This window comes from Pseudomonas sp. B19(2017), assembly GCF_002113165.1.
Lineage (GTDB): Bacteria > Pseudomonadota > Gammaproteobacteria > Pseudomonadales > Pseudomonadaceae > Aquipseudomonas.
The window spans coordinates 53,275-76,398 of the sequence record NZ_NEJR01000007.1 but is presented as its reverse complement, the minus strand read 5'-3'; the positions used below and the strand labels follow the sequence as shown (position 1 = coordinate 76,398).

The 23,124-nt window shown below is 64.0% G+C and carries 23 protein-coding genes; 7 read left to right on the top strand and 16 right to left on the bottom strand.

Going from position 1 to position 23,124, the window contains the following annotated elements; genetic code table 11:
• Positions 1–19 precede the first annotated feature (19 nt).
• The 7 genes from CAF70_RS12265 to CAF70_RS12240 form a co-directional block, all read right to left on the bottom strand.
• On the bottom strand, positions 20–1,135 hold the full coding sequence (locus tag CAF70_RS12265) for a hypothetical protein (protein ID WP_085624884.1): 1,116 nt from the start codon (positions 1,133–1,135) through the stop codon (positions 20–22).
• A 24-nt stretch (positions 1,136–1,159) separates the two neighbouring features.
• Complete coding sequence (locus CAF70_RS12260; RefSeq protein ID WP_085624882.1) at positions 1,160–1,717, bottom strand: polysaccharide biosynthesis/export family protein; 558 nt, start codon at positions 1,715–1,717, stop codon at positions 1,160–1,162.
• A gap of 258 nt (positions 1,718–1,975) precedes the next feature.
• The gene (gene eppA, locus CAF70_RS27700; protein WP_178076380.1) at positions 1,976–2,152 is read right to left on the bottom strand and encodes an EPS-associated small membrane protein EppA; all 177 of its coding nucleotides are present in this window, start codon (positions 2,150–2,152) and stop codon (positions 1,976–1,978) included.
• Between the two features lie 253 nt (positions 2,153–2,405).
• Entirely contained in the window at positions 2,406–2,948 is a 543-nt protein-coding gene (locus tag CAF70_RS12255; protein WP_085624880.1) for a helix-turn-helix domain-containing protein, read from the bottom strand.
• An 86-nt stretch (positions 2,949–3,034) separates the two neighbouring features.
• Positions 3,035–4,453 carry a short-chain fatty acid transporter gene (locus tag CAF70_RS12250; RefSeq protein ID WP_085624878.1) on the bottom strand — a complete coding sequence of 473 codons (1,419 nt, stop codon included), beginning with the start codon at positions 4,451–4,453 and terminating at the stop codon, positions 3,035–3,037.
• Positions 4,454–4,606: 153 nt separating this feature from the next.
• Positions 4,607–5,263 (bottom strand): CoA transferase subunit B, encoded by a 657-nt coding sequence (locus CAF70_RS12245; RefSeq protein WP_003260585.1) that lies wholly within the window; start codon positions 5,261–5,263, stop codon positions 4,607–4,609.
• A 35-nt stretch (positions 5,264–5,298) separates the two neighbouring features.
• Entirely contained in the window at positions 5,299–5,997 is a 699-nt protein-coding gene (locus CAF70_RS12240) for a CoA transferase subunit A (RefSeq protein ID WP_085624876.1), read from the bottom strand.
• 140 nt (positions 5,998–6,137) lie between these two features.
• Between CAF70_RS12240 and CAF70_RS12235 the strand changes: the two genes are divergently transcribed.
• Both CAF70_RS12235 and CAF70_RS12230 read left to right on the top strand, forming a co-directional pair.
• Positions 6,138–7,043, top strand: coding sequence for a LysR family transcriptional regulator (locus CAF70_RS12235; RefSeq protein WP_085624874.1), 906 nt, complete (start codon positions 6,138–6,140; stop codon positions 7,041–7,043).
• Complete coding sequence (locus tag CAF70_RS12230; protein WP_085624872.1) at positions 7,031–7,852, top strand: aldo/keto reductase; 822 nt, start codon at positions 7,031–7,033, stop codon at positions 7,850–7,852. Before CAF70_RS12235 ends, CAF70_RS12230 begins: the two co-directional genes overlap by 13 nt.
• A 130-nt stretch (positions 7,853–7,982) precedes the next feature.
• Here the strand turns inward: CAF70_RS12230 and CAF70_RS12225 are convergent, their stop codons facing one another.
• From CAF70_RS12225 to CAF70_RS12205, 5 genes are all read right to left on the bottom strand, one after another.
• Positions 7,983–11,063, bottom strand: coding sequence for an error-prone DNA polymerase (locus CAF70_RS12225; protein ID WP_085624870.1), 3,081 nt, complete (start codon positions 11,061–11,063; stop codon positions 7,983–7,985).
• Entirely contained in the window at positions 11,060–12,478 is a 1,419-nt protein-coding gene (locus CAF70_RS12220; RefSeq protein ID WP_085624867.1) for a DNA polymerase Y family protein, read from the bottom strand. The genes CAF70_RS12225 and CAF70_RS12220 overlap by 4 nt, the downstream gene beginning before the upstream one ends.
• Positions 12,479–12,484: 6 nt before the next feature.
• Positions 12,485–13,105: a translesion DNA synthesis-associated protein ImuA gene (gene imuA, locus CAF70_RS12215; RefSeq protein WP_085624865.1), complete on the bottom strand. Its 621-nt coding sequence runs from the start codon at positions 13,103–13,105 to the stop codon at positions 12,485–12,487.
• Positions 13,105–13,722: a transcriptional repressor LexA gene (lexA, locus tag CAF70_RS12210; RefSeq protein ID WP_063914159.1), complete on the bottom strand. Its 618-nt coding sequence runs from the start codon at positions 13,720–13,722 to the stop codon at positions 13,105–13,107. The genes imuA and lexA overlap by 1 nt, the downstream gene beginning before the upstream one ends.
• Positions 13,723–13,865: 143 nt before the next feature.
• The gene (locus CAF70_RS12205) at positions 13,866–14,780 is read right to left on the bottom strand and encodes a LysR family transcriptional regulator (RefSeq protein ID WP_085624863.1); all 915 of its coding nucleotides are present in this window, start codon (positions 14,778–14,780) and stop codon (positions 13,866–13,868) included.
• Positions 14,781–14,920: 140 nt separating this feature from the next.
• On the opposite strand from CAF70_RS12205, the gene CAF70_RS12200 reads away from it, so the two are divergent.
• The gene (locus CAF70_RS12200; protein WP_085624861.1) at positions 14,921–15,316 is read left to right on the top strand and encodes a RidA family protein; all 396 of its coding nucleotides are present in this window, start codon (positions 14,921–14,923) and stop codon (positions 15,314–15,316) included.
• 31 nt (positions 15,317–15,347) lie between these two features.
• Here the strand turns inward: CAF70_RS12200 and CAF70_RS12195 are convergent, their stop codons facing one another.
• Positions 15,348–15,956, bottom strand: a complete 609-nt coding sequence (locus tag CAF70_RS12195; protein ID WP_085624859.1) for a LysE family translocator — start codon at positions 15,954–15,956, stop codon at positions 15,348–15,350.
• Between the two features lie 209 nt (positions 15,957–16,165).
• Here CAF70_RS12195 and CAF70_RS12190 point away from each other — a divergent pair, with 209 nt between their 5' ends.
• The 4 genes from CAF70_RS12190 (at position 16,166) to CAF70_RS12175 (ending at position 19,350) form a co-directional block, all read left to right on the top strand.
• Positions 16,166–17,065, top strand: a complete 900-nt coding sequence (locus tag CAF70_RS12190) for a LysR substrate-binding domain-containing protein (RefSeq protein WP_085624857.1) — start codon at positions 16,166–16,168, stop codon at positions 17,063–17,065.
• A gap of 230 nt (positions 17,066–17,295) precedes the next feature.
• Complete coding sequence (locus tag CAF70_RS12185) at positions 17,296–17,541, top strand: DUF2790 domain-containing protein (protein WP_085624854.1); 246 nt, start codon at positions 17,296–17,298, stop codon at positions 17,539–17,541.
• Between the two features lie 223 nt (positions 17,542–17,764).
• A complete protein-coding gene (locus CAF70_RS12180; protein ID WP_085624852.1) occupies positions 17,765–18,421 on the top strand; it encodes an HAD family phosphatase in 657 nt (218 codons plus the stop codon).
• A 17-nt stretch (positions 18,422–18,438) separates the two neighbouring features.
• The gene (locus CAF70_RS12175; RefSeq protein ID WP_085624850.1) at positions 18,439–19,350 is read left to right on the top strand and encodes a LysR family transcriptional regulator; all 912 of its coding nucleotides are present in this window, start codon (positions 18,439–18,441) and stop codon (positions 19,348–19,350) included.
• Between the two features lie 128 nt (positions 19,351–19,478).
• Here the strand turns inward: CAF70_RS12175 and CAF70_RS12170 are convergent, their stop codons facing one another.
• From CAF70_RS12170 to CAF70_RS12160, 3 genes are all read right to left on the bottom strand, one after another.
• Positions 19,479–20,252 (bottom strand): IclR family transcriptional regulator, encoded by a 774-nt coding sequence (locus CAF70_RS12170; protein WP_085624848.1) that lies wholly within the window; start codon positions 20,250–20,252, stop codon positions 19,479–19,481.
• Positions 20,253–20,317: 65 nt separating this feature from the next.
• On the bottom strand, positions 20,318–21,772 hold the full coding sequence (locus tag CAF70_RS12165) for an amidase (RefSeq protein WP_178076383.1): 1,455 nt from the start codon (positions 21,770–21,772) through the stop codon (positions 20,318–20,320).
• On the bottom strand, positions 21,772–23,082 hold the full coding sequence (locus tag CAF70_RS12160) for a citrate-proton symporter (RefSeq protein ID WP_085624844.1): 1,311 nt from the start codon (positions 23,080–23,082) through the stop codon (positions 21,772–21,774). The genes CAF70_RS12165 and CAF70_RS12160 overlap by 1 nt, the downstream gene beginning before the upstream one ends.
• Positions 23,083–23,124 lie beyond the last annotated feature (42 nt).

Here is a 23,124-nt window from a genome sequence, read left to right as displayed (position 1 = left end):
GGGGCCACCTGCCTGAAGTTCAGATGTCGGGGTACCTGTACGTCAACGTCAAACCCACGATAGTAGCGTTCGCATCAGCTTCGTGATCCTGCTGCCGTTCCTTGTACATCAGCGACAGGCGCAGGTCCCAGTACGGCGAGAACTGGCGGCTGGCCCACACACTGTAAGTCTGCAAGGTGTTGGGGGTCTGCCCTTTGCTGTCCTGCCAGGCAGCGTCCGCGCCTACCCGGGTCAGCTCGCTGACGGCGTAACTCCACACACCGCGCACCTGGTCAAGTTCGGCGAAGCCACCTTCGGCACTGGCCACCGTGCTGCGTTCGGCGGTGAAGCTGGCGTCGGCGCGCACACCGGTGTAAAGCAGCGCAACCCCACCTTCCCCGCGTCGGCCACCTTCGTCGCCGGACACTTCGGTGACGCCCACATGCGCATCGGCGCTGAGGCGTTCGGAGAACTGGTACTTGACCCCGACCGCCGGGCTGTAGCTGTTGGACGCCGTCGCCGTCTGGTCCTGCTCGGGCTCATAGCGCCGGGCGCCAAAGCGGCTGTACACATCAGCCCGCTCACTCCAGGCGTAGGTCCAGGTGAACACGTTGCCCAGTTCGTCGTAACCCGTCAGCGTACTGATGTCGTAACGGGCGCGGTTGTACGTGGTTTCGTTGCTCAAGGTGCTGCGTTCAGTAATCGCCTGGCTCCAGTTGCCGGTCAGCGTATACAGCTTTTGCGTGCCATCCGTGGTAACCACGCCGGTATCCAGCACGGTTCCCGACAGCGTCGAACTTTCGTTGTAACGCGCCAGCAGGCCGAATCGCCCGCGCTCGGTCTGGCGCTGCCAGCCTAGGCTCACATCCGGGTCCTCACGGTTGTCGACCACCGCCGTGTCGGACGAGCGCAATACATGCATACCCAGCCCCAACCTCAATTCGTCACGGTCGAAGGTACCGATCAGGGTGTAATCCGGCGCGATGATCGTGCGCGTTATGCCCTTTTCACCCGACGACAGCAGCAAGGGGTTGCTGTCGTATTCGACGGATGTCGGTACCACCACTGTAGACTGCCAATTTGCTGCCAGGACCGTGTCCGTGAACGGCAACACCAAGATTGCCGTTGCAATACCAGTTGTTCTTAGAAGAGGCATCAAGTGTTCTTATTAAAGGCAAGATCAAGGAACGACCAGCGTATCGCCAGCCTGCAGTTGGATGTTGGTGGACATATCCCGGCCAGACACCAGGTCTCTATATCGCACGGGCAGGATTTTTTGGGAAGTGCCGGCACCGCGTACCACTTTGATTTCGCTTTCGTCGGCAAACTTGTCCAGGCCACCCGACATGCTCAGGGCCTGCAGCACCGCGGTAGGGCCCGCCATTTGTACCGGCCCGGGCTTGATCACTTTGCCTTGTACATAGACCAGGTTGCCGGCGATGCTCTTGACGACAACGCTGACGTTCGGGTCGGGGAGAAACTTCTCGAGTTTGGCCGCCACTTGTTTTTCAACAGCCGTTACATCCAGCCCGGCAACATCGATGCGCCCGGCAAGTGGAAAAGTGATACTGCCATCGGGAAGTACGGTTGCCTCCTGGCGCAGGCTATCTTCCTGCCACACCGAGACCATCACCACATCGCCAGGGCTGAGCAGGTAGGCGGCACTGTTCGGGTCGGCCTTACCGGCACCAGACCACACCATCAGCATGCAGAACGCGACAAACATTGAACGCACCATGAGGGTCCCTCCGGCCGAAAAGGCCCGACAAAGAGCACTGAATGAGAACAACACACCAACTCTCGCTCCGCTTCGCGGCATACGCCAACCGCGATGGCCTCGAACTTCCGAAGGCCTTGCCTAGACGCTGTGCAGCCTGGGCTGTGCTGCCTGCAACCGTGGACCTGCACGGGCTACTGGCAATATAGCAACGGTTGGGGAATTGACAAGCCAAACCCCGGGCCGCTGGCATCAAGGGTAGAACCCAGGCTGGCGGAATCAGATATTTTTCCTGTTGGCGACTGCTACAAAGCCAACCACAGCAAATGCAAAGAACCACCCTGCAGTTGAACCAGGGATGATACTGCTCTGATTGAAATACGTATCCGCCGCGCGCGCCGCACCACTTAACAACACCAGCAAAGACATCGATTTGATAATCAGAGCCGTGCGCATACGCCCCTCCTTTAAGAGGAAAATCAACTGGTTGTTGGCGCGGTATTCGGGAGTTGTTTCGCTGTTGAATTGAGCTTATGGGCACCCTGACATTGCGTCAATGATTCGACACTATAATAAAATTCAATGAGCAACGGGCAGCATCGTCAAAATATCGACGCGCGAATTGAGAAGAGGAGCGCTGTTGTCATGGCGTCAGTGTTTCATGGCTGAGAAAGGCAAAAGCCTGGGGCGCGCGTGCGCCGCCGTCGTTTTACTCGTCTGCGTGATGTACCACGACCAGCAACTGCGCTGGCAGCGGCCCCACCGATCTTAGGCGGTGCGGAGTCTGGGCATTGAAATGCAGGGCATCGCCTTGCTCCAGCAGCACACGCTCATTCATGAAGTCCACTTCCACCTGGCCGACGTGGACGAACAGGAATTCTTCGCCCAGGTGCTCCTTGAACGTGGGGTCGCTGAAATCTGACGGTGGCTGGATCAGGAACGGCAGCAGGCTGCGCTGGCCGACCTGGCTGGTGAGGGCCGCGTACCCAGGCCCTGCCCCGTCGCCCACCAGTGCCTGGCGCTCGCCATGGCGCACCAGGCTGTAGCGGCGCTGGCCGGGCTGCTCTTCGGCGAACAGTTCTTCGACATTGACATTCAGTGCCCGCGCCAGCTTCAGCGCGGCTGCGATCGACGGCGTATTCAGGCCGCGTTCGACCTTGGACAGGTAGCTCTTGGTCATGCCGGTCTTGTCGGCCAGCAGTTCCAAGGTCATCCCCAGTTTCTTTCGCAGCAGTTTCAATCGGATAGACATGTGACACGGGTTTCCCAGGCGGAGGCAGCCTGGCCATCATACGTGGACTGCCAGGGAAATGCTGGGCCGCGCAGCGGCCCCAGCCTTTACGGCATCACCGGTGGGATGTACTGCAACGTCGTACCCAGTGCCCACAGCAATACCAGCACCAGCGGCACGTGCACCAGCAACTGCACGAACGAGAACCCGATCAGGTCGCGCGCCTTGAGACCCAGCACCCCCAGCAGCGGCAGCATGTAGAACGGGTTGATCAGGTTCGGCAAGGCTTCGGCGGCGTTGTAGATCTGCACTGCCCAGCCCAGGTGATACTGCAGGTCATTGGCCACCAGCATCACGTAAGGTGCCTCGATGATCCACTTGCCACCACCCGACGGGATGAAGAAGCCCAACACCGCCGAGTACACGCCCATCAGCACGGCATAGGTGTCATGCGTGGCGATCTGGGTGAAGAACAGCGAAATGTGGTGGGCCAAAGTCTGCTCGTCCACGCCCTTCACCTGGGTGAGAATGGCCGCGATCGAACCATACAGCGGGAACTGGATCAGCACCCCGGTGGTGGTCGGCACCGCACGCGCCACCGCGTCGAGGAAGCTGCGCGGGCGCCAGTGCAGCAAGGCACCGAGCATGATGAACAACAGGTTGTAGGTGTTCAGCCCGGAAATGGCGGTAATCGCCGGCTTGGTGGCGAACTCCTGGTACAGCCAGCCGGCGGCCAGGGCCACCAGCAACAGGATCAGGATCGGGCTGTGTTCCAGCCACTCGCCCGGGCGAGTGCGCTGGGGTGCCGGTGGTGCGGTGAAGCTGGGGTCTACCCCGCAGTCCTGGGCGCTGCGCGCGCTGTTCGGCCCTGGGGCCGTGGCGTAGGCGATCACCAGCGAGACCACCACCAAGGCCGCCAGCATTACGCCGGACTGCCAGAGGAAGATGGTTTCAGTGAACGGAATCACCCCGGTAATCGACAGGATCGACGGTGGCAGGCTAGCCGGGTTGGCCTGCAGTTGCGCCGCCGACGAAGACAGGCCCAACGCCCACACGGCGCCCAGGCCCAGATAGGCGGCGGCGCCGGCAGCGCGGTAGTCCATCTTCAGTTCGGTGCGCCGGGCCAGGGCGCGCACCAACAGGCCGCCGAACACCAGCGACAGGCCCCAGTTGAGCAGCGATGCCAGCATCGAGATCAGCGCCACCCAGCACACTGCCGAACGGCCATTGCCAGGGATGCGCGCCAGGCGGTCGATCAGGCGCGCGGCAGGCGGCGAGCTTGCCACCACATAGCCGCCGATGACCACGAAGGCCATCTGCATGGTGAACGGGATCAGGCTCCAGAAGCCATCGCCAAAGGCCTTGGCGGTATCGGTCGGTTTGGCCCCCATGGCCAGGGCGCCGATGCACACTAGCAGTACCGCCAGGGCGGCAAACACCCAGGAATCGGGGAACCAGCGTTCGGCCCAGTTGGAGCAGCGCAAGGCAAAGCGCGCGGAACGGCTGTCTTGGATTTCAGCGGCCACGGTTCAATTCCTTTTATTGGTTTTATGAGGTGAAGCAGTACTACCAGACTACGCAAAACCCTGTGGGAGCGGGCGTGCCCGCGAATGCGTCGGTAAATTCACCGTAGCATTCGCGGGCACGCCCGCTCCCACAGGGCAGGATCGCATGATGCGTTAGAAGGTCATTTCCTTCACATCATCCGGCACGATCAGCTTGCCGGCGGTTTTTTCGATGATTTCTTCAATGCTCACCCCGGGCGCGGTCTCGCGCAGGATGAAGGCGCCGTCTTCGATCTCCAGGTAGGCCAGGTCGGTCAGCACCTTGCGGATGCAGCCAGCGCCGGTCAACGGCAGGCTGCACTGCGGCAGCAGCTTGGACTCGCCGTCCTTGGAGGCATGGGTCATGGTGACGATGATGTTCTCGGCACCGGCTACCAGGTCCATGGCGCCGCCCATGCCCTTCACCAGCTTGCCCGGGATCATCCACGAGGCGATGTTGCCTTGTACGTCCACTTCGAAAGCGCCGAGCACGGTCAGGTCGACATGGCCGCCACGGATCATGGCGAACGACTGTGCCGAATCGAAAATAGAGGCACCGCGGCGGGCGGTGACAGTCTGCTTGCCGGCGTTGATCATGTCGGCATCGATGGTGCCTTCGGTGGGGAATTCGCCCATGCCGAGCAGGCCGTTTTCCGACTGCAGCATCACATCCATGTCGGCGGGTACGTAGTTGGCCACCAGGGTCGGAATGCCGATGCCCAGGTTGACGTAGTAGCCGTCCTTCAGTTCACGGGCGACGCGTTGCGCCATCTGTTCGCGGGTCAGTGCCATGGTCAGGATCTCTTTGTTGTTCTGGTGGATGGCGCTCAGGCCTTGACGGTGCGCTTTTCGATACGCTTTTCGAAGGTGCCGACGATGACGCGGTCCACGTAGATGCCCGGGGTATGGATCTCGCTGGGCAGCAGCACGCCAGGTTCGACGATCTCTTCCACTTCGACCACGGTGATCTTGCCGGCGGTGGCCGCCAGCGGGTTGAAGTTTTGCGCAGTGTTGCGATACACCACGTTGCCGTAGTGGTCGGCCTTCCAGCCCTTGACGATGGCGAAGTCGCCGGTGATGGATTCTTCAAGAATGTACTTGCGGCCGTTGAATTCGCGCACTTCCTTGCCGTCGGCAACCGGGGTGCCGTAGCCGGTGGCCGTGTAGAAGGCCGGGATGCCGGCGCCACCGGCGCGCATTTTCTCGGCGAGGGTGCCTTGAGGGGTCAGTTCCACTTCCAGCTCGCCGCTCAGCAACTGGCGTTCGAACTCGGCGTTCTCGCCCACGTACGAAGCGACCATCTTGCGGATCTGCCGGTCTTCCAGCAGCACGCCCAGGCCAAAGCCATCGACACCGCAGTTGTTGGAGACCACGGTCAGGCCCTTGACGCCACGGCGCCTGATTTCGCTGATAAGGTTTTCCGGGATGCCGCACAGGCCGAAACCACCCGCCAGTACCGTCATGTTGTCGGTCAGGCCTTCGAGGGCCTGTTCATAAGTTGCAACGCGCTTGTCCAGTCCGGCCATGCTGATCCGCCTTTTGTAGTTGTTGAACCGACGAGGCTGTCGGTGAGCGTGTGGGGACATCTTCACCGCAAGCGACTGATTTGTTAATTTTGTTTTCATCATCGATTGATAATTTTTCCAAAACAACCAACAGGCCAGTCATGAACGTCAAGCAACTGCGCGCCTTTGTCGCTGTGGCCAAGTACCAGAGCTTCGCCCAGGCCGGTGAACACCTGCATGTCTCGCAACCGGCCCTGAGCCTGACCATCAAGGCCCTGGAAGAAAACCTTGGCGGCGCCCTGCTAAGCCGCACCACCCGCAGCGTCAGCCTGACTGCCGAGGGTGAGGTGCTGTTGCCGCTGGCGCGTCGTCTGCTGGCTGACTGGGACGACACCGAAGAAATGCTGCGCCAGCGTTTCACCCTGCAACTGGGCCGGGTTTCGGTGGCGGCCATGCCGGCCTTTGCCGGCAACCTGCTGCCCCATTCGCTCAAGGTATTTCGCCAGCGCTACCCGAAGGTCAACGTCACAGTGCACGATGTGATCAATGAACAGGTGCAGGAACTGGTGCGCCATCGCCGCGTCGAACTGGGCATTGGCTTCGAACCGGACAACATCGATGGCCTGGATTTCCACCCGTTGTACATGGACCGCTTCGTCGCCGTGGTGCCGGCCGATTCGCCCTTGGCCCAGCTACCCCAGGTCAGCTGGGCACAGTTGCTGGCCGAAGACTTCGTGGCCCTGCAACGCCCGTCGGCGGTGCGCCTGCTGATGGAGCAGAACGTGGCCGCCCGCCACGGCAAGCTGGCGGTGGCTTTCGAGAGCCACCAGCTGTCGACCATCGGCCGCATGGTCGCCAGTGGCCTGGGGGTCAGTGCCGTGCCTGCGCTGTGCATCAACCAGATGCAGGAGCTAGGCGCTCGCTGCGTAACCCTGGTCGAGCCCACGGTCGAGCGGCGCATCGGCGTGATCGCCCTCAGCGAACACAAGCTGTCCACGGCGGCGCAAGCGCTGCTTGAGGTTCTGCTTTCCAATACCCGCATCCCGGAGGTGACATGCGTTACGTGAATCTGGCAGGTTCGAGCGTTCCGGCCATTGGCCAGGGCACCTGGTACATGGGCGAAGATCCGGCCCGCAAGGCGGCCGAGGTGGCGGCCCTGCAACAAGGCATCGAACTTGGCCTGAACCTGATCGATACCGCCGAGATGTATGCCGAAGGTGGTGCCGAAGCAGTGGTCGGCCAGGCCATTGCCGGGCGCCGCGACGATGTGTTCCTGGTCAGCAAGGTGTACCCGCACAATGCCAGCCGGCGTGGTACGGCGGCGGCCTGCGAGCGCAGCCTCGCTCGCCTGGGCACCGACTGCATCGACCTGTACCTGCTGCACTGGCGTGGCCAGTACCCGCTGGAGGAAACCGTCGAGGCCTTCGAGCGCTTGCGCGAGCAAGGCAAGATCAAGCGCTGGGGCGTGTCCAATTTCGACGTCGACGACCTGCGCGAACTGCACAACCCCGATTGCGCCACCAATCAGGTGCTGTACAACCCGGCCCAGCGCGGCATCGAGTTCGACCTGTTGCCATGGTGCGAAAAGCGCGCGCTGCCGATCATGGCCTACTGCCCGCTGGCCCAGGCCGGGCGCCTGCTGCAGCACCCGGTGCTGGCGGAAATCGCCGAGCGCCATGGTGCCACGGCGGCCCAGGTCAGCCTGGCCTGGGTGACCCGGCATGACGGGGTGATAGCCATCCCCAAGGCCGTGGCGCCCGAGCATGTGCGGTTGAATGCGGCTGCGGGTACGCTGACCTTGACCAGCGAAGACCTGCGGGCGATCGACCGGGCGTTCCCGGCGCCGACGCGCAAGCAGCGGTTGGCGATGGTGTAACAGAACTGAATTCGCAAGCAATCCTGGTACCCTGTGGGAGCGGCTTTAGCCGCGAAGAATCCAACGCGGCGCATGGCACCGGCTTCGCCGGTGTTCGCGGCTAAAGCCGCTCCTACAGGTGTGCCGGGGATCAATGGAAATCCCGGCTGCGCACGTCCAGCCCTTGCAACAGCGGGCTTACATCCTCCAGCCGCCGTGCTATCAGGTGGCGCACGCCATCCTCCTGCTCCAGCCGCCCGCTGACCTTGAGCAACTGCGCCCCCACCAGCGCCCGCCGCTGCCGTTCGGCAAGTTCCCGCCACACCACCACATTGACCATGCCGTGCTCGTCCTCCAGGGTGACGAAGGTCACGCCACTGGCGGTCTGGGGCCGCTGGCGGCCCACCACCAGCCCGGCCACGGCAATGTTGTCACCATGCCCGACACCCTGCAGCTCGCGCGAGCTGCGACAGCCCAGCGCCCGCAGGCGTGGGCGCAACAAGGTCAAGGGATGCGGCCCAAGCGTGGTACCCAGGGTCTGGTAATCGGCCATCAGGTCCTCGGCCACGCTGGGCACAGGCAGTGCAACGGTGCTTTCCGGCAAGGCATCCACGTCGGCGAACAAAGGCAGTTGCGGCTGCACCGCCGCCACCTGCCAGCGCGCCTGGTGCCGATCGCTGGCCAAGCCGCGCAGCGCGCCGGCATCGGCCAGGTGGGCGCGGGCACGCGCGTCGAGCCCGGCACGCAGGCACAGGTCTTCGACATCGCGCCATGGCCGCTGCGCCCGCGCCTGCGCCAGACGCCTGGCATCGGCCTCGGCAAGACCACGCACCAGGCGCAAACCCATGCGAATGGCCAGGGCATCTCCAGGCTCCGGCTCGAGCGTGCAGTCCCAGTCACTGTGGCACACATCCACCGGCCTGACCTCGATACCCTGGCGCCGGGCCTCTTGCAGCAACTGGTCGGGGCTGTAGAAGCCCATGGGCCAGCTGTTGATCAGCGCACAGGTGAAAATTGCCGGTTCATGGCACTTGAGCCAGCTGCTGGCATAACACAACAAGGCAAAGCTGGCCGCGTGCGATTCCGGAAAACCATAACTGCCAAAGCCCTTGATCTGTTCGAAGATGCGCTCGGCAAACGCTAGGTCGTAACCATTGCGCAACATGCCCTGCACCAGCCGCTCGCGGTGCGGCTCCAGGCCGCCGTGGCGCTTCCAGGCGGCCATGCTGCGGCGCAACTGGTCAGCCTCGCCAGGGGTGTAGTCGGCCGCGACCATCGCCAGTTCCATCACCTGCTCCTGGAACAGCGGCACGCCCAGGGTGCGCTCGAACACGGCCTTCAGTTGCGGCGAGGGGTACGTCACCGGTTCCTGCTTCAGGCGCCGGCGCAGGTAAGGGTGGACCATGTCGCCCTGGATCGGCCCGGGGCGGACGATGGCTACCTCGATGACCAGGTCGTAGAACGTTGCGGGCCGCAGCCGCGGCAGCATGGCCATTTGCGCGCGGGACTCGATCTGGAACACACCCATGGTCTCGGCACGGCTGATCATGGCGTAGGTGGCCGGGTCTTCGCCGGGGATGGTCGCCAGGGTCAGGTGACGGCCACGGTGGCGTTGCAGCAGGTCGAAGCAACGGCGCAAGGCGCTGAGCATGCCCAGCGCCAGCACGTCGACCTTGAGCAGGCCGACCATGTCCAGGTCGTCCTTGTCCCACTGGATCACCGTGCGCTCCGGCATCGCGGCGTTTTCCACCGGTACCAGTTCGTCCAGGGGTTGCTGCGAGATGACGAAACCGCCCGGGTGCTGGGACAGGTGCCGCGGGAAGCCGATCAGTTCGCCGGCCAGCACCAACACCCGGCGCAGCGAAGGGCTGCCAGCCTCGAAACCGGCCTCGGCCAGGCGCTGGTCATCGGGTATGCGATCGCTCCAGCGGCCACAGCATTTGGCCAGGGCGTCCACCTGGTCGGCGGGCAGCCCCAGCACCCGTGCCACATCCCGCACCGCACCGGCAGCATGGTAGGTGTTGACCACCGCCGTGAGCGCCGCCTGGTGCCGGCCGTAGCGACGGAATACATACTGGATCACCTCCTCGCGCCGGTCGTGCTCGAAGTCCACGTCAATGTCTGGTGGCTCGTTGCGCTCGCGCGACAGGAAACGCTCGAACAGCAGGTGGTGTTGCATGGGGTCGAGCTCGGTGATGCCTAGCACGAAGCACACCACCGAGTTGGCAGCCGACCCCCGCCCCTGGCACAGGATGCGCTGGCTACGGGCGAAGGCGACGATGTCATGCACTGTCAGGAAGTAGCTTTCGTAGCCCAGCTCGTCGATCAGCGCCAGCTCCTTGGCCAGCACCTCCCGCACCATGCTGCTCGGCCCTTCTGGCCAGCGCAACGGCAAACCCTGCTGGCACAATTCGCGCAACCAGCTTGCCGGGGTATGCCCCTGGGGCACCAGTTCGCATGGATACTGATATTTCAACTCGCTCAATTCGAACTGGCAGCGCGCTGCGATGGCCAGGGTCTCGGCCAGCAGGTCGGTGGGATAGAGTTCGCCCAGTTGCGCCTGGCTGCGCAGGTGCCGCTCGCCATTGGCAAACAGGAAGCGCCCGGCCTCGGCCACCAGGCAATGTTGGCGAATGGCAGTCATGCAATCCTGCAAGGCGCGGCGACCGCGCACGTGCATGTGCACGTCGCCACAGGCCACGGCGCGGATGCCGACCGTGGCCGCCAGGCCGCGCAAGCGTTCAAGGCGCAAGGTATCGTCACTGCCACGGTGCAGGTGCACGGCCAGCCACAGGCGCTCGCCGAACACGTTGCGCAGCCATTGCCCGGGGGCGGCATCGCCGCTGTCATCGGCTACCCACAAGGCCAGCAAGCCCTGATGGTGCTGCTGCAGGTCATCGCGAAACAGTTGGTACTCGCCCTTCTGCGCCCGTCGCCGGGCCCGGGTGATCAGCGCGCACAGGTTCTGGTAGCCGGCCAGGTCCTGCACCAGCAGCACCAGCCTGGGGCCGTCCTGCAACTGCACTTCACTGCCCACGATCAGCCGCAGCTGGTGTTCCTTCGCTGCTTGCCAGGCCCGGACAATGCCAGCCAGGGTGCATTCATCGGTGATCGCCAGCGCCTGGTAGCCCTGTTCACGCGCGCGCCGGAACAGCTCGTCGGCGCTCGACGCGCCGCGCTGGAAACTGAAGTTGGACAGGCAATGCAGCTCGGCATAACCCGGGGTGCTCATGCGAACCAGCCCTGCAGCCACAACGGGCCGGCGTTGCTCAGATCGCGGTAGGCCCAACCGCGCAGGCCATCACGGGTCTCGATGCGGTAATAGTCGCGGCGCACATCGCCGCCATCCCACCAGCCCGACTCGATACGTTCGGCATGGCCTTGCACGCGATAGCCGGCTTCGTCCAGTGCCACGGGGGCCGACAGCAGCCAGCCAGGGCGGCTGCCAGGGGCCACCGGCATGTTGCCCTGGGCCCCCTGCTCTAGCGCTTGCCAGGCACATTCGGGGCGATGATCGGCTGCCGCGCTCAGGCCCTTGACCGCCTCATCACCCAGGCGGGCACGCAGCCGTTCGCGCAATTGCTCCCAGGGTTGCGCCTGTTGCGCACGCGGATCGAACAACGCCTGGTGTTGCGGCACGAAGGGTGGCAGGTCCTCGGCGACCAGCCGCAGGTTGCGCACCGGTGCGGGAATGCGCAGCGGCTCCAGGCGCCCGCGCGCCAGTTCGAACAGCATCGCGGCGTCGCGTTCGGCGGCCAGCAGGCCTACCTTCAGCACGGTATCCGGCCCTTCGGCGTGCTCCAGGTACAGGCAGAAACGCTGCACGCCACAGTCACGCCCGGCGAGGAACGCGGCAAGGTCGTTGAGCATGCGCCGCAGCGGGAACAGCAGGGCCTGGTGCGATTCGACATCGAAGTTCAGCTCCAGCCGGCTCTCGAACCGGTCCGGTGGCTGGTAGAAGCCCAGCCCCAGGTTGCGCAGGCCGAGCAGCTGGTCAAGGTGTAACTGCACCTCGGCCGGAAAGCGCCTGGCCAGGCTGTCACGGGGCAAGGCCAGTACCTGGCCCAACTGGCGCAGCCCCATGCGAACAAAGGCTTCGGCAGCCTGCGCAGGCAAGCCGATACGCTCGATGGGCATGCCCAGCAGCGCCGCACGGGTGGCGTCGGCATCGCTTACGGCCAGGCCATCGTGGCCGTTGGCGAGCATGCGCGCCGCCACCGGGTTGCTGGCCAGCACGATGCGTTGGCGCAAGCCCAGTTCCGCCAGTTCCTGGCGCAGGCGTGCCTCGAACAGCGGCCACGGGCCGAACAGTTGCAGGCTGGAGCCCACCTCCAGCAACAGCGCCCGTGGGTAGTGCAGGCTGACCTGGGCACTGAAGCGGTAGGCCCATGCCGCCAGCAACTGCTGCACCTGGTCGATGCGCCTGGGGTCGGCTTCGACACAGCTGAAGCCATCGGCCAGCGCACGCGCCGCCGTCAGGGTCTGCCCGGCCCGCAGGCCGAGCGCGGCCGCCGCCGGGTTGACCGCCTGCAGTACGCGTCGCTGGGTCGGCCCGCCAAGCAGCACCAGAGGGGTATCGGGGTCGTCACGCTCACGCAGGACCGTGTCCAGCGCCAGCTGGGGGAACAGGATGCAGGCCCAGAGCATGTTGCATCAGCCCCGCCCCGGGCAGGCGATGGGCAGCGCCGGTGGCATGCCGCCACGGCTTTTCAGCACGCGCCATTGTGCCGGGCGGGTGTCGACGGCAATGCGCAGTGCTGCGGGTGAGGGGTTGTGCGCCGCCTGTTGCGGCCGGCAGGCGAAGGCCAGCGCCTGGCCGGTTTCGGCAGCCACCTGCAAGCGCCGCAGGGCACGGTCATCGGCACGTTCCGGCCAGCACAGCACTGCCGCACAGCTGCCGGAACGCAGGCACTGCTCGGCGGCCCACAGGGCATCGGCAGGTTCGGCGTCCACGTGCACCAGCCAGCGCAGGTCCACCCCCGCGGCCTGCCAGGCCGGGGCATAAGGAATGAATGGCGGTGCCACCAGCACGATCCGGCTGGCTTCAGCGCTCAAGCGGGCCAGGGTTGGCCACAGCAGCTGCAATTCGCCACAGCCTGGGCTGGCCAGCAACAGTTCGCTGAGGGCAGCCGCAGGCCAGCCGCCTTCCGGCAGGCATTGATCAAGGGCCGCATGCCCTGTGGGCTGCAGGCCGAGCGGCCGCGCCTGGGCCTGCCGGCCGCGCCATACCCGGCGCTGGTCGAGCAGCCTGTCGAGGTCGACCACCGCGCCCATCAGTCACGCCTCAGCAAGCCGCAGAACACGCCTTCGATGAAGAACTCCTGTTCAGGCCGCACATCGATGGGCGCATAGGCCGGGTTGCGTGGCAGCAGCCGATAACCGCCGCCCTGGCGTTGCAGGCGCTTGATGGTCACCTCGCCGTCCAGGCGCGCGACCACGATCTGGCCATCGCGGGCGTCGGCCTGCTGGAGGATGCCGACCAGGTCGCCGTCGAAAATGCCGTCGTCGATCATCGAGTCGCCACGCACCTTCAGCAGGTAGTCGGGGGTACGGCGGAACAGGCTGGGGTCGAGCAGCAACTGCTCGTGAATGTCGAGGTCCGGGCCGATGGGGGCCCCTGCCGCCACCTGGCCCAGCACCGGCACTTCGAGGATTTCCGGGCGGCGCAGCCGTTCGGCCAGGCGTATGCCCCGCGCCTGGTTCGGCGTGACGTCGATGTAGCCGGCCTGGCACAGGGCGGTGATGTGCTTGCGCGCGACACTACGCGAGGCAAAACCGAAGCGCGTGGCGATATCGGCCAGGCTCGGCGGCTGGCCGTGATCGGCAATGCGCTCACGGATGAACTCGAAGATGGCGCGGCGTTTTGGGGTTAGATTGTCCATGGAGCACATTTGTACTCTTTTCGGGGCACGCTGAACAGCCCCCTTCGTCGACGGCTTGGCGGCTACGATCAATTGCGTCAGGTTCCTGGACTGATACTCCGGGGAAAAGGCAGAAGCTTCTGGATAGCGAAACGGGTTTACTTACCCCTGTGTCACCCAGCCACAGGCGCATGCTCGGCAAACAACTCGATTATCCAGTCGATAAATACCCGCACCTTGGCGCTGACGTGGCGATTCGGTGGGAATGCCAGATACATCGGCATTGGCGCCATTTGCCAGTCTTCAAACAGCGGCAGCAGCTCGCCGCTGGCCAGGTGAGGTTTGGCCATGTACTGCGGTAGCCAGATTACCCCCAGGCCAGCCAGGCCGGCGGCAAGGTACGCATTGCCGTCGTCTACCATCAGCTGCGAGCGGCCCTGGGCCTCCACGCGCTCCTCGCCCCGCTGCATCGCGTAGGGCAAGGCTTTGCCTGTACGAAACCAGAGAAAGCCGACGGTGTTGTGGCCGCTCTCCCCTAGCTCACGGGGGTGCACCGGTGTACCGAAGCGCTGCACATAGCCGGGTGCGGCATAGATGCCGAGTTTCAGATCGCCCACATGCCTTGCCACCAGGGATTGATCGGTGATCTCGCCGCCACGCACCACGCAGTCGACGTTTTCACCAATGATGTCGACGATACGATCGCTCACGCCCACGGTCAGCTGAATTTCCGGATAACGTGCAAAGAACCCTGGCAAGGCTGGTATGAGCAGCATTCGCGCCAGTGGGCTGGGGACATCCACTCGCAGCCGCCCGCGCGGTGACATCGAGGCGCTGGACAAGCTGGTCTCGGCATCGTCCATGTCGACCAGTAGCCGGACGACGCGTTCGTAGTAGGCCGCACCGTCGGCGGTGACATTGACCTTGCGTGTGGTGCGGTTGAGCAGGCGCACTCGCAGCCTCGCTTCCAGTTGCTGAACGAGCTGCGTCACGGTGGTCTTGCTCATGTGCAGTGTGGCTGCCGCCTTGGTGAAACTGCCAGTTTCCACCACACGGACAAATGCCTGCATTGCATCGAAACGGTCCATTACACGTCTCGCTCGCCCCTGGATTGTCTGGATTATACAAACAGTCATGGCCAGCACTGCCCGTTTATTCAGCTCGGTGGCCTTTTTATAGTGGCTTCACCGTAAACACCGGGCCGCCCGGGCCCCGAACGAGGTATGCAATGTCCAGTAAACGTGATGTGGTTTTCCCGCCTGAGCGCCATGCATTGTATGAGCTCCACCGCTACTCGCCGGCGATTCGCTCCAACGGTTTTCTGTTCGTATCCGGTCAGGTCGGTAGCCGCAAGGACGGCTCGGCAGAGCCGGACCTCGCGGCGCAGGTTCGCACGGCCTTCGCCAATCTCAACGCGATCCTGGCCGAAGCCGGCAGTACTTTCGAGGATGTGGTTGACACGACCATCTTCATGGTCGACCCCGACTCGAAATTCGAAACCATCTGGGGGGTAGCGGCCGAATATTGGGGTGAGGCGCCCTATCCAACGGTGACCGCCATCGGCGTGACCTGGCTGTCGGGCTTCGACTTCGAGATCAAGGTGATCGCAAAATTACCGCAATGATGCTGAAGGCTATATAGCTGGTGGCAGAAGTTCATTTACTGGCCGATGCCATCAGAACACCAAAACAGAAGAAGGTGATGCCGGAGAGTTTGCCGACAATTCGCCCACCGCGGTCGCTCGACAACCAGCCCCTCGCGCTATTGGCCATCAGCGCATACCCAGTGTGTACCAGCAAGACCAGCAACGCGTAGGATGTAACCAGCAAGAAGAATTGACGGTAGTAGTTGTCCTGCGCACTGATGAACTGTGGAAACACCGCCAGGAAGAAGAATCCAGCCTTGGGATTCAGCAGCTGGATCGACAACGCTTCGACCAAGCGCCGCCAGGGTTGCGTGGCAGTCACGGTAAACTCCGGGATGAAACGCTGGGTACGCCACATCTTCACCCCCAGGTACAACAGGTACAACGCGCCGGCGTACTTGAGCACGGTGAACGCCGTTGCCGAGGTCGCCAGGACCAACCCCACGCTGCTGGCCGAGAGCCCGGCGACGATGAAAGCGCCCAAGGCGATGCCAAAGATCCCCGGCAGCGCTCCGCTCCAGCCGTGGCGCAGGGCATTGGAGAGAGTCAGCACCACCCCGGGACCGGGGCTTAACACAGTGAAAGTCGCGAGGACAAGGAACAATCCATAGCTAGCCATGCAAAATGCCTCCTGGCATCGAACTGAAGAGCGTCAGGGCTGCCAACGGCACCCGAGGATCAATGCCGCATGCAGCAAAGTCCGATCAGCGAAGCGGATGCTTGTTGCGCACATGGACGAAGACCAGAACAGAGCGGCGTCAGAGTGGCGTGAAACACCATCGCTTACAAACGCTTTATTTGCGCCCCTGATGTGACAAAATTAGACACATGAGCAGAGACCTCCCCCCCTTGAATGCCCTCCGGGCCTTTGCCTCGGCTGCGCGTCACCAGAGCTTCAGCCGTGCCGCCGAGGAGCTGCATGTCACCCACAGTGCTGTCAGCCGCCATATACGCCTGCTCGAAGAGCACCTTGGCGTAATGTTGTTCGAACGCCGAAGTCGGCAGTCGGTACTTACCCCGAGTGGCCAGACTTACTATGAACAGATCAGCCTGGGCCTGGCGCAGATCGCCAACGCCACCCAGGCCCTGACCCGAAGCAGTGCATCGAGCAAGGTGATCATCAATGTGCGCCCGTCCTTTGCCGTGCGCTGGCTGATCCCTCGGTTACCGGATTTCATGACGCAGTTTCCGGAGATTCAGCCCGAGATCTCGACCAGCACCCTGGCCCCCGACCCATCGCGTGAGGCCTTCGATTTGGTAGTGCGCCGTGGCAGCGCCGGCTGGGCGGCCAACCTTGAACCGAGCATGCTGTTCGAGGACGAGCTGCTGCTGGTTGCCGCGCCTTCTCTTCTGGAGGCAATACCGGTTCAGGCGCCGTCGGATGTGCTGCACCATACCCTGCTCTCGGGCAGGACACGCAGTGGGGATTGGCAGGCCTGGTGCAAGCTGGCCGGTATCAGTCAGGCAAGACAACGGCCAGCGCTGCAGTTCGATCACATGCACCTGGTGCTGCAAGCTGCCGTCGACGGCCTTGGCCTGGCGCTGTGCCCGACCACGCTGCTGGGCAAGGATCTTGCCACCGGCCGACTGCACACCCCGCTGCCTCATCTACGGCTGCCCCTGACTCGCTATTACTATGGGGTGTCGAAAGATGCGGTCGCCGGGACCCAGGTATTTATCGACTGGATGCGCTCGCAGCTCCAGCATGACACCTGTGCACATCCTTGATCAGCGCCCGCTGCCAAGACGTGTGCCAGCGCAGACTGCCCCCAGGTCACCTCGGATTGACATCCCGTTCGTAAGCGGAATCAACGACCAGCCACGACTGGTTTCCGATGCAGCGCTCCAATAGACCAGATAGTGGAAATATATTTTGCGCGCTAATTATTAGCGCGCATTATCAGACCCAGGCAGCAAGCATTCGCTGATCCCACTACCCAAGCTAACGGAGAATGATCATGACCTTCATCAAAGCAATCGCCATCGCCACCCTGACCTTCGGCAGCAGCGTCGTCGCCTTCGCCGAGACCGCCTCTCCGTACCAGTACGGCATGAACCTGGACATCGCCCAAGTGATCGCGGTGGAAGCCTCGAGCCACGCCAACGGCCAAGCAGACACCGCCACCCTCACCTACCGTGACAGCGACGGCAAGGTGCAGAAGATAAGCTACCTGCGCCCAGCCACCTACGCCAACCAGAACTGATGACCAAACCTCGAAGGCCGGTGCGCGACAACGGCCGGTTACTCAGTTGGCTTTCCAGCTTTGGCAGTTGCTGACTCGATGCGCAGGCGCCAATCCCGAGCTCGAGCACAGCCCTGCCAAGGCTGCCGTACTCCAGTACACTCAGGACAGTGGAGTTCACGTAACTCCAAAGGCGAAGAGTCTCCCTTCTGGCCTGCCCACGATTTCTGGACCTGGATACCCAATGCTGACTGCCCTGCTTTTCGACCTCGACGGAACCCTCACCGACACTGACACCTTGCACCTGCAGGCCTTCCGCCAACTGCTGCGCGAGCATGACGGCCGCGAGCTGAGCCAGGCGCAGTTCGATACCCAGGTCAGCGGCCGTGCCAATGGTGAACTGTTCGCCGAGCTGTTTGCCGGTGCCAGTGCCGAACAGTGCCGGGTGCTGGCTGACCGCAAGGAAGCGCTGTTCCGCGACATGGCGCCGTCTCTGCAGCCGATGCCGGGCCTTTTGCGCCTGCTGGAACATGCCCGGGCCCGAGACATCGGCATGTGCGTAGTGACCAACGCGCCGCGGCTGAACGCCGAGCACATGTTGAATGCCATGGGCCTGGGCCAGCGCTTTGAACATGTGCTGGTGGCCGAGGAACTGGCACGGGCCAAGCCGGACCCGTTGCCCTACCTGACCGGGTTGCAACGGCTGGGTGCCGAGGCCGGGCAGGCACTGGCCTTCGAGGATTCGCTGCCGGGGGTGGCGGCAGCGCGTGGCGCGGGGATTTTTACCGTGGGCGTGGCCACTACGCAGGCGCCGGAGCGGTTGCTGGCGGCGGGGGCCGGGTTGGTGATCGATGATTTCAACGAGCCGGCGTTGTGGGCGTTGATCGGATCCATGCAATGAGCATACGGGGCCAACCCATGCTGATCGACGAAGAACTGACCCTCAAGAAGCTGGAAACCTTCCTCGCCTTCATGCGCACCGGCAACCTCGGCCGCGCCGCCGCCGAGCTGGCCACCAGCGCCGTCAGCGTGCACCGCGCCATCCACTCGCTGGAAAGCGCACTGCGCTGCCCGCTGTTCAAGCACGAAGGCCGCCAGCTGATCCCGCTGGAAAGCGCCTACGTGCTGGAAAAGAAAGCCCGCCAGCTGATCCTGGACGCCGAGCAGCTGGTCCGTCAGACCCGCGAGGCCGCCGGTTTCTACGCCGAGCGCTTCCGCCTGGGCGCGCTCTACTCGCTGACGGTGAAAACCGTGCCCAAGCTGGTCATGGGCCTGAAGCTTCGCCGCAGCGAACTCAACATCGACCTGACCCTGGGTTCCAACGTCGACCTGCTGCAGCGTCTGAAGAACCACGAGCTGGAGGCCATCCTCGTGTCGCTCGACGAAAGCATCAGCGACCCGGCCTGCGAGCAGCTGCCGCTGTTCTCCGACGACATCTTCCTCGCCGTGCCCATCGATTCACCCTTCGCCGAGAAGGCCGAGGTGGACCTGGCCGACCTGGCCGACTCCACCTTCATCACCCTGACCCAGGGCTTTGCCACCCACCGTGATGGTGCACGAGTGTTCCAGCAAGCCGGCTTCGAACCCAAGGTGGCCATGCAGGTGAACGATATCTTCACCCTGCTGAGCATGGTCAGCTCGGGCGTGGGCTTTGCTCTGCTGCCCGGGCGTATCGCGGCGGTGTACGAAAACCGGGTCCGGTTGATTGCCCTGAAGCCGCAATATCGCCTGCAGCAGCATATCGGCGTGGTGTTCCTCAAGGCGCGGGAGCGTGAGCCGAACCTGCTGGCGTTGCTGGCGGAGTGCCGCATGTACAGCCTGGAGCGCTGAATTTTGTTGTTTGCTGCACTGGCCTCTTCGCGGGCTTGCCCGCTCCCACAGGTACCGAGCATGTCTCAGGCAATGCACCATCCCTGTGGGAGCGGGCAAGCCCGCGAAGAGGCCAGTACAAGTCCCCGCTAAACCACCAGGGCCCTCTGCACCTCGCCCACCGTGCTCGCCAGGCTATTCAGGTGCAGGTTCAACACCCGCTCCACCGGCGCCTGATCCAGCGGCCAGTGCAAGGCAATGCTCCCGGCCAGACGCCCTTCGGCATGCACCGGCAGGGCAATCGCGCGGATAAGGAACGGCAAACGCACCGGGTACTCCCAGTGCCCTTCGGTTCGCTGGCCGAATCCCTTGCTCGCGTCCTCCTCGATATCGCGCAGTACCGTCTCGTCGCCCACCCGCTCATGGGCCGCCAGACGCTGCACTTCATCGACCGCCAGCTCACCCAGGCATGCCCGCCCCATCGCCGAATGAAACAGGCTGGCATGGTGCCCGACGATCTGACAGGTGTGCGGGTAGCGCTTGCGCAATACCTGGGGAATGGCGCTCTCCATCACCTCCAGCCGCTCGCCATCGAAACACGACAGGTCAGCCACCAACCCGGTGCGCTCGCTCAATGCCAGCAACATGGGCGCTGCGCTTTCCACCAGGCGCCGCTTGAAACGCAGTTGGCGATCTCCGAACAGGCGCCGCGCGCACAGCCGATAACGCCGGTCACTGAGGCCGCGGTAAACCCAGCCCTGCTCCTGCAAGGTGGCGAGCATGCGCGATACCGTGGCCTTGGGCAGCGCCGTCAGGTAATGCAGTTCTTCCAGGCCTAGCGCCTGGTGTTCGCCCAGCAGGTCGACAATGGCCAGCGCCCGCTCCACCGAACGCACGCCGCCACTGTCTGCCGTGATGCCCATGAGTGTGACCTCCTTGTAGCCGGATGGTCAGGATAGCCAGCAAGATCCGCGCCTGCCCAGCAGTTTCATGGCACTTGCAGCCTCCGGGGTGGGCGCCGCGCTACCCAGCGGGTGAGTTGTTCATGGGCATGGGCCAGCTGCAACACGGCATGGTCGGCCTGGGCCGGGCCGATGATCTGCAGGCCCATCGGCAACCCGGCAGCATTGAAACCGACCGGTACGCTGATGCTCGGCAAACCGGCCAGGGTCGGCCCTATCACCACTTCCATCCAGCGGTGGTAGGTGTCCATCGTCCGCCCCCCGACCACCGTTGGCCAAGGTTGCCGTGCATCGAACGGGAACACCTGGGCCGAGGGCAGCAGCAGAAAATCGTAACGCTCGAACAGCTTGCCCAGCGCACGGTACCAGTCGCTGCGGGCCACTGAAGCCTGGTACACCACCGTAGCACCCAGTTGCAGGCCACCCTCCACTTCCCACTGTGCCTCGGGCTTGAGCAGCGCCCGCCTGCCCGGGTCGGCATAGGCCGCGCCGAGGTTGCCGTGCACCAGGAAGTGGCGGTGGGTCAACCAGCATTGCCACAAACGCGCCAGGTCGAACGCCGGCTGGCAGGCCTCGACCCGGCAACCCAGTTCCGCGAAGTCCGCCAGGGCCGCTTCGCACAGGCTCAGTACCCCGTCATCCATCGCCAGGTAGCCATCGTAGTCGCCCAGCCAGCCAACCCGCACGCCTCGGAAATCGCGCTGCAACCCGGCGGCAAAATCACATCGGCCCTCGCCCAGTGACAACGGCGCCCGCGCATCGAAGCCCGCCTGGATCGACAACAGCCGCGCCACATCCACCACGCTGCGGCCCATCGGCCCCTCGGTGGCCAACTGCTGTACGAACAGTTCCGGCGCCGGCCCATGGGGCACCCGGCCCTGCGACGGGCGCAGGCCATACACGTTGTTGAACGCCGCCGGGTTGCGCAGCGAGCCCATCATGTCGCTGCCGTCGGCAACCGGCAGCAGGCGCATGGCCAGCGCTGCCGCCGCTCCGCCGCTGCTGCCCCCGGCCACCTTGCCCGGGTCGTAGGCATTGGTGGTGGTACCGAACAGGGTGTTGTAGGTCTGCGAGCCGAGGCCGAATTCCGGCACATTGCTCTTGCCCACGATCAGCGCTCCACTAGCCCTTACCCGCGCCACGCTGATCGCGTCCTGCTCGGGCACCTGCTCGGCGAACAGCGGCGAACCCAGGGTGGTGCGCAGCCCGGCAGTGGCAGCCAGGTCCTTGATCGCCTGGGGCATGCCATGCATCCAGCCGCGCGAATGGCCGCGGGCCAGCTCGCGGTCACGCTCATCGGCCTCGGCCAGCAGTACCTCGGCCGGGCGCAGCGACACCAGCGCATTGACCTGCGGGTTGAAGCGTTCGATATGCGCCAGATAGGCCTGCATCACCTCCCGGCACGACATCTGGCGGGCATGGATGGCCCTGGACAATGCCTCGGCATCGAGGGCAACGATGGGGTCGATGGCTAGCGGCATCACGGTTTCACTCCAAGGTTGAAAGCGGCAGGCTGGCCCGCGCGTGGGGCTTCTTTCAGACAATAGGTACCCAGCAGTGTCAGCAGGCAGGCAAACAGCACGTAGAACGACGGCGCCACCGGGGTACCGAGCACCTTGCTCAGCCAGGTGACGATCAACGGGGCGAAGCCGCCGAACACCATCACCGCTACGTTATAGGCCACCGATACACCGGTAGAACGCACCTCGACCGGGAACTGCTCGGCCAGGGCCGTGGGCGCCGGTCCGAAGAAGCCACCGATGGCGGTGCACAGCAGCAATTGCATCACCAGCAGGCGCTCCAGCGACGGCGCGGCAGCCACCCACACATACAACGGATAGACCATGACGAAGAACGCCAGGGTGAAGGCCATCAGCACCGGTCGCCGCCCCAGCCGGTCAGACAATGCACCGGACAGTGGAATCACCACCGTCATCAGCCCCACGGCAAGCATCTGCACCAGCAGCACCTGGTCCAGCGGCAACCCCAGGTTCTTGTGGGCGAAGGTCGGCATGTTCACCAGCACCACGTAGAACGACACCGTCGCGCCACAGGCCAGGCCCATCGATACCAACAGGCTGCGCCGATGCTCACGCAGCACCTGCCACAGGCTGGGCGACTGGCCCTTGGCCTGGCGTCGCGCCTCGATGAACTCCTCGGGTTCTTCCATGTGCTTGCGAATCCACAACCCCACCGGGCCGATCAGCAGGCCGAGCACGAACGGGATACGCCAGCCCCAGCTGTCCAGCGCCGCAGGCGTGCACAAGTGGGTGACCAAGGCCACCATCGCCGCCCCGGAGAACACCGCCAGGCACTGCCCCACCAGCTGCCAAGAGCCATACAGGCCCTTGCGGTGGGCCGGCGCGCTCTCCACCAGGAAGGCCGTGGCGCTGGCGTACTCGCCACCGGTGGCAAAACCCTGCAGCATGCGCGCCACCACGATCAGCATCGGCGCGGCCATGCCGATGGCCAGGTAGTCGGGGGCAAAGGCGATCATGGCAATGGACACGGTCATCAGCCGGATGATCATCTGCATCGCTGCCTTGCGGCCTTTGCGGTCGGAATACATGCCCAGCAGCACGCCGCCCACCGGGCGCATGAAAAAGCCGACGCCGAAGGTGGCCAGGGCCATCAGCAGCGAGGCGTATTCGTCGTCGGAGGGGAAGAACTGGCGGGCGATGATGCTGGCCAGAAAGCCGTACACGATAAAGTCATACCACTCCAGGGCGTTGCCGATGACGGCGGCGACCACTTGCCGGGTACGTGACACGCCGGTGCTCGAAGTCTGCATAGGAAACACTCCACACAATGATTGGGTGATCGCCCAGGCGCG

Excerpts from the sequence above, each read along its gene's own strand:
- CAF70_RS12265 (WP_085624884.1), bottom strand. The coding sequence starts at position 1,135 with ATGCCTCTTCTAAGAACAACTGGTATTGCAACGGCAATCTTGGTGTTG.
- CAF70_RS12260 (WP_085624882.1), bottom strand. The coding sequence starts at position 1,717 with ATGGTGCGTTCAATGTTTGTCGCGTTCTGCATGCTGATGGTGTGGTCT.
- eppA (WP_178076380.1), bottom strand. The coding sequence starts at position 2,152 with ATGCGCACGGCTCTGATTATCAAATCGATGTCTTTGCTGGTGTTGTTA.
- CAF70_RS12255 (WP_085624880.1), bottom strand. The coding sequence starts at position 2,948 with ATGTCTATCCGATTGAAACTGCTGCGAAAGAAACTGGGGATGACCTTG.
- CAF70_RS12245 (WP_003260585.1), bottom strand. The coding sequence starts at position 5,263 with ATGGCACTGACCCGCGAACAGATGGCGCAACGCGTCGCCCGTGAACTG.
- CAF70_RS12240 (WP_085624876.1), bottom strand. The coding sequence starts at position 5,997 with ATGGCCGGACTGGACAAGCGCGTTGCAACTTATGAACAGGCCCTCGAA.
- CAF70_RS12235 (WP_085624874.1), top strand. The coding sequence starts at position 6,138 with ATGAACGTCAAGCAACTGCGCGCCTTTGTCGCTGTGGCCAAGTACCAG.
- CAF70_RS12230 (WP_085624872.1), top strand. The coding sequence starts at position 7,031 with ATGCGTTACGTGAATCTGGCAGGTTCGAGCGTTCCGGCCATTGGCCAG.
- CAF70_RS12225 (WP_085624870.1), bottom strand. The coding sequence starts at position 11,063 with ATGAGCACCCCGGGTTATGCCGAGCTGCATTGCCTGTCCAACTTCAGT.
- CAF70_RS12220 (WP_085624867.1), bottom strand. The coding sequence starts at position 12,478 with ATGCTCTGGGCCTGCATCCTGTTCCCCCAGCTGGCGCTGGACACGGTC.
- imuA (WP_085624865.1), bottom strand. The coding sequence starts at position 13,105 with ATGGGCGCGGTGGTCGACCTCGACAGGCTGCTCGACCAGCGCCGGGTA.
- lexA (WP_063914159.1), bottom strand. The coding sequence starts at position 13,722 with ATGTGCTCCATGGACAATCTAACCCCAAAACGCCGCGCCATCTTCGAG.
- CAF70_RS12205 (WP_085624863.1), bottom strand. The coding sequence starts at position 14,780 with ATGGACCGTTTCGATGCAATGCAGGCATTTGTCCGTGTGGTGGAAACT.
- CAF70_RS12200 (WP_085624861.1), top strand. The coding sequence starts at position 14,921 with ATGTCCAGTAAACGTGATGTGGTTTTCCCGCCTGAGCGCCATGCATTG.
- CAF70_RS12195 (WP_085624859.1), bottom strand. The coding sequence starts at position 15,956 with ATGGCTAGCTATGGATTGTTCCTTGTCCTCGCGACTTTCACTGTGTTA.
- CAF70_RS12190 (WP_085624857.1), top strand. The coding sequence starts at position 16,166 with ATGAGCAGAGACCTCCCCCCCTTGAATGCCCTCCGGGCCTTTGCCTCG.
- CAF70_RS12185 (WP_085624854.1), top strand. The coding sequence starts at position 17,296 with ATGACCTTCATCAAAGCAATCGCCATCGCCACCCTGACCTTCGGCAGC.
- CAF70_RS12180 (WP_085624852.1), top strand. The coding sequence starts at position 17,765 with ATGCTGACTGCCCTGCTTTTCGACCTCGACGGAACCCTCACCGACACT.
- CAF70_RS12175 (WP_085624850.1), top strand. The coding sequence starts at position 18,439 with ATGCTGATCGACGAAGAACTGACCCTCAAGAAGCTGGAAACCTTCCTC.
- CAF70_RS12170 (WP_085624848.1), bottom strand. The coding sequence starts at position 20,252 with ATGGGCATCACGGCAGACAGTGGCGGCGTGCGTTCGGTGGAGCGGGCG.
- CAF70_RS12165 (WP_178076383.1), bottom strand. The coding sequence starts at position 21,772 with ATGCCGCTAGCCATCGACCCCATCGTTGCCCTCGATGCCGAGGCATTG.
- CAF70_RS12160 (WP_085624844.1), bottom strand. The coding sequence starts at position 23,082 with ATGCAGACTTCGAGCACCGGCGTGTCACGTACCCGGCAAGTGGTCGCC.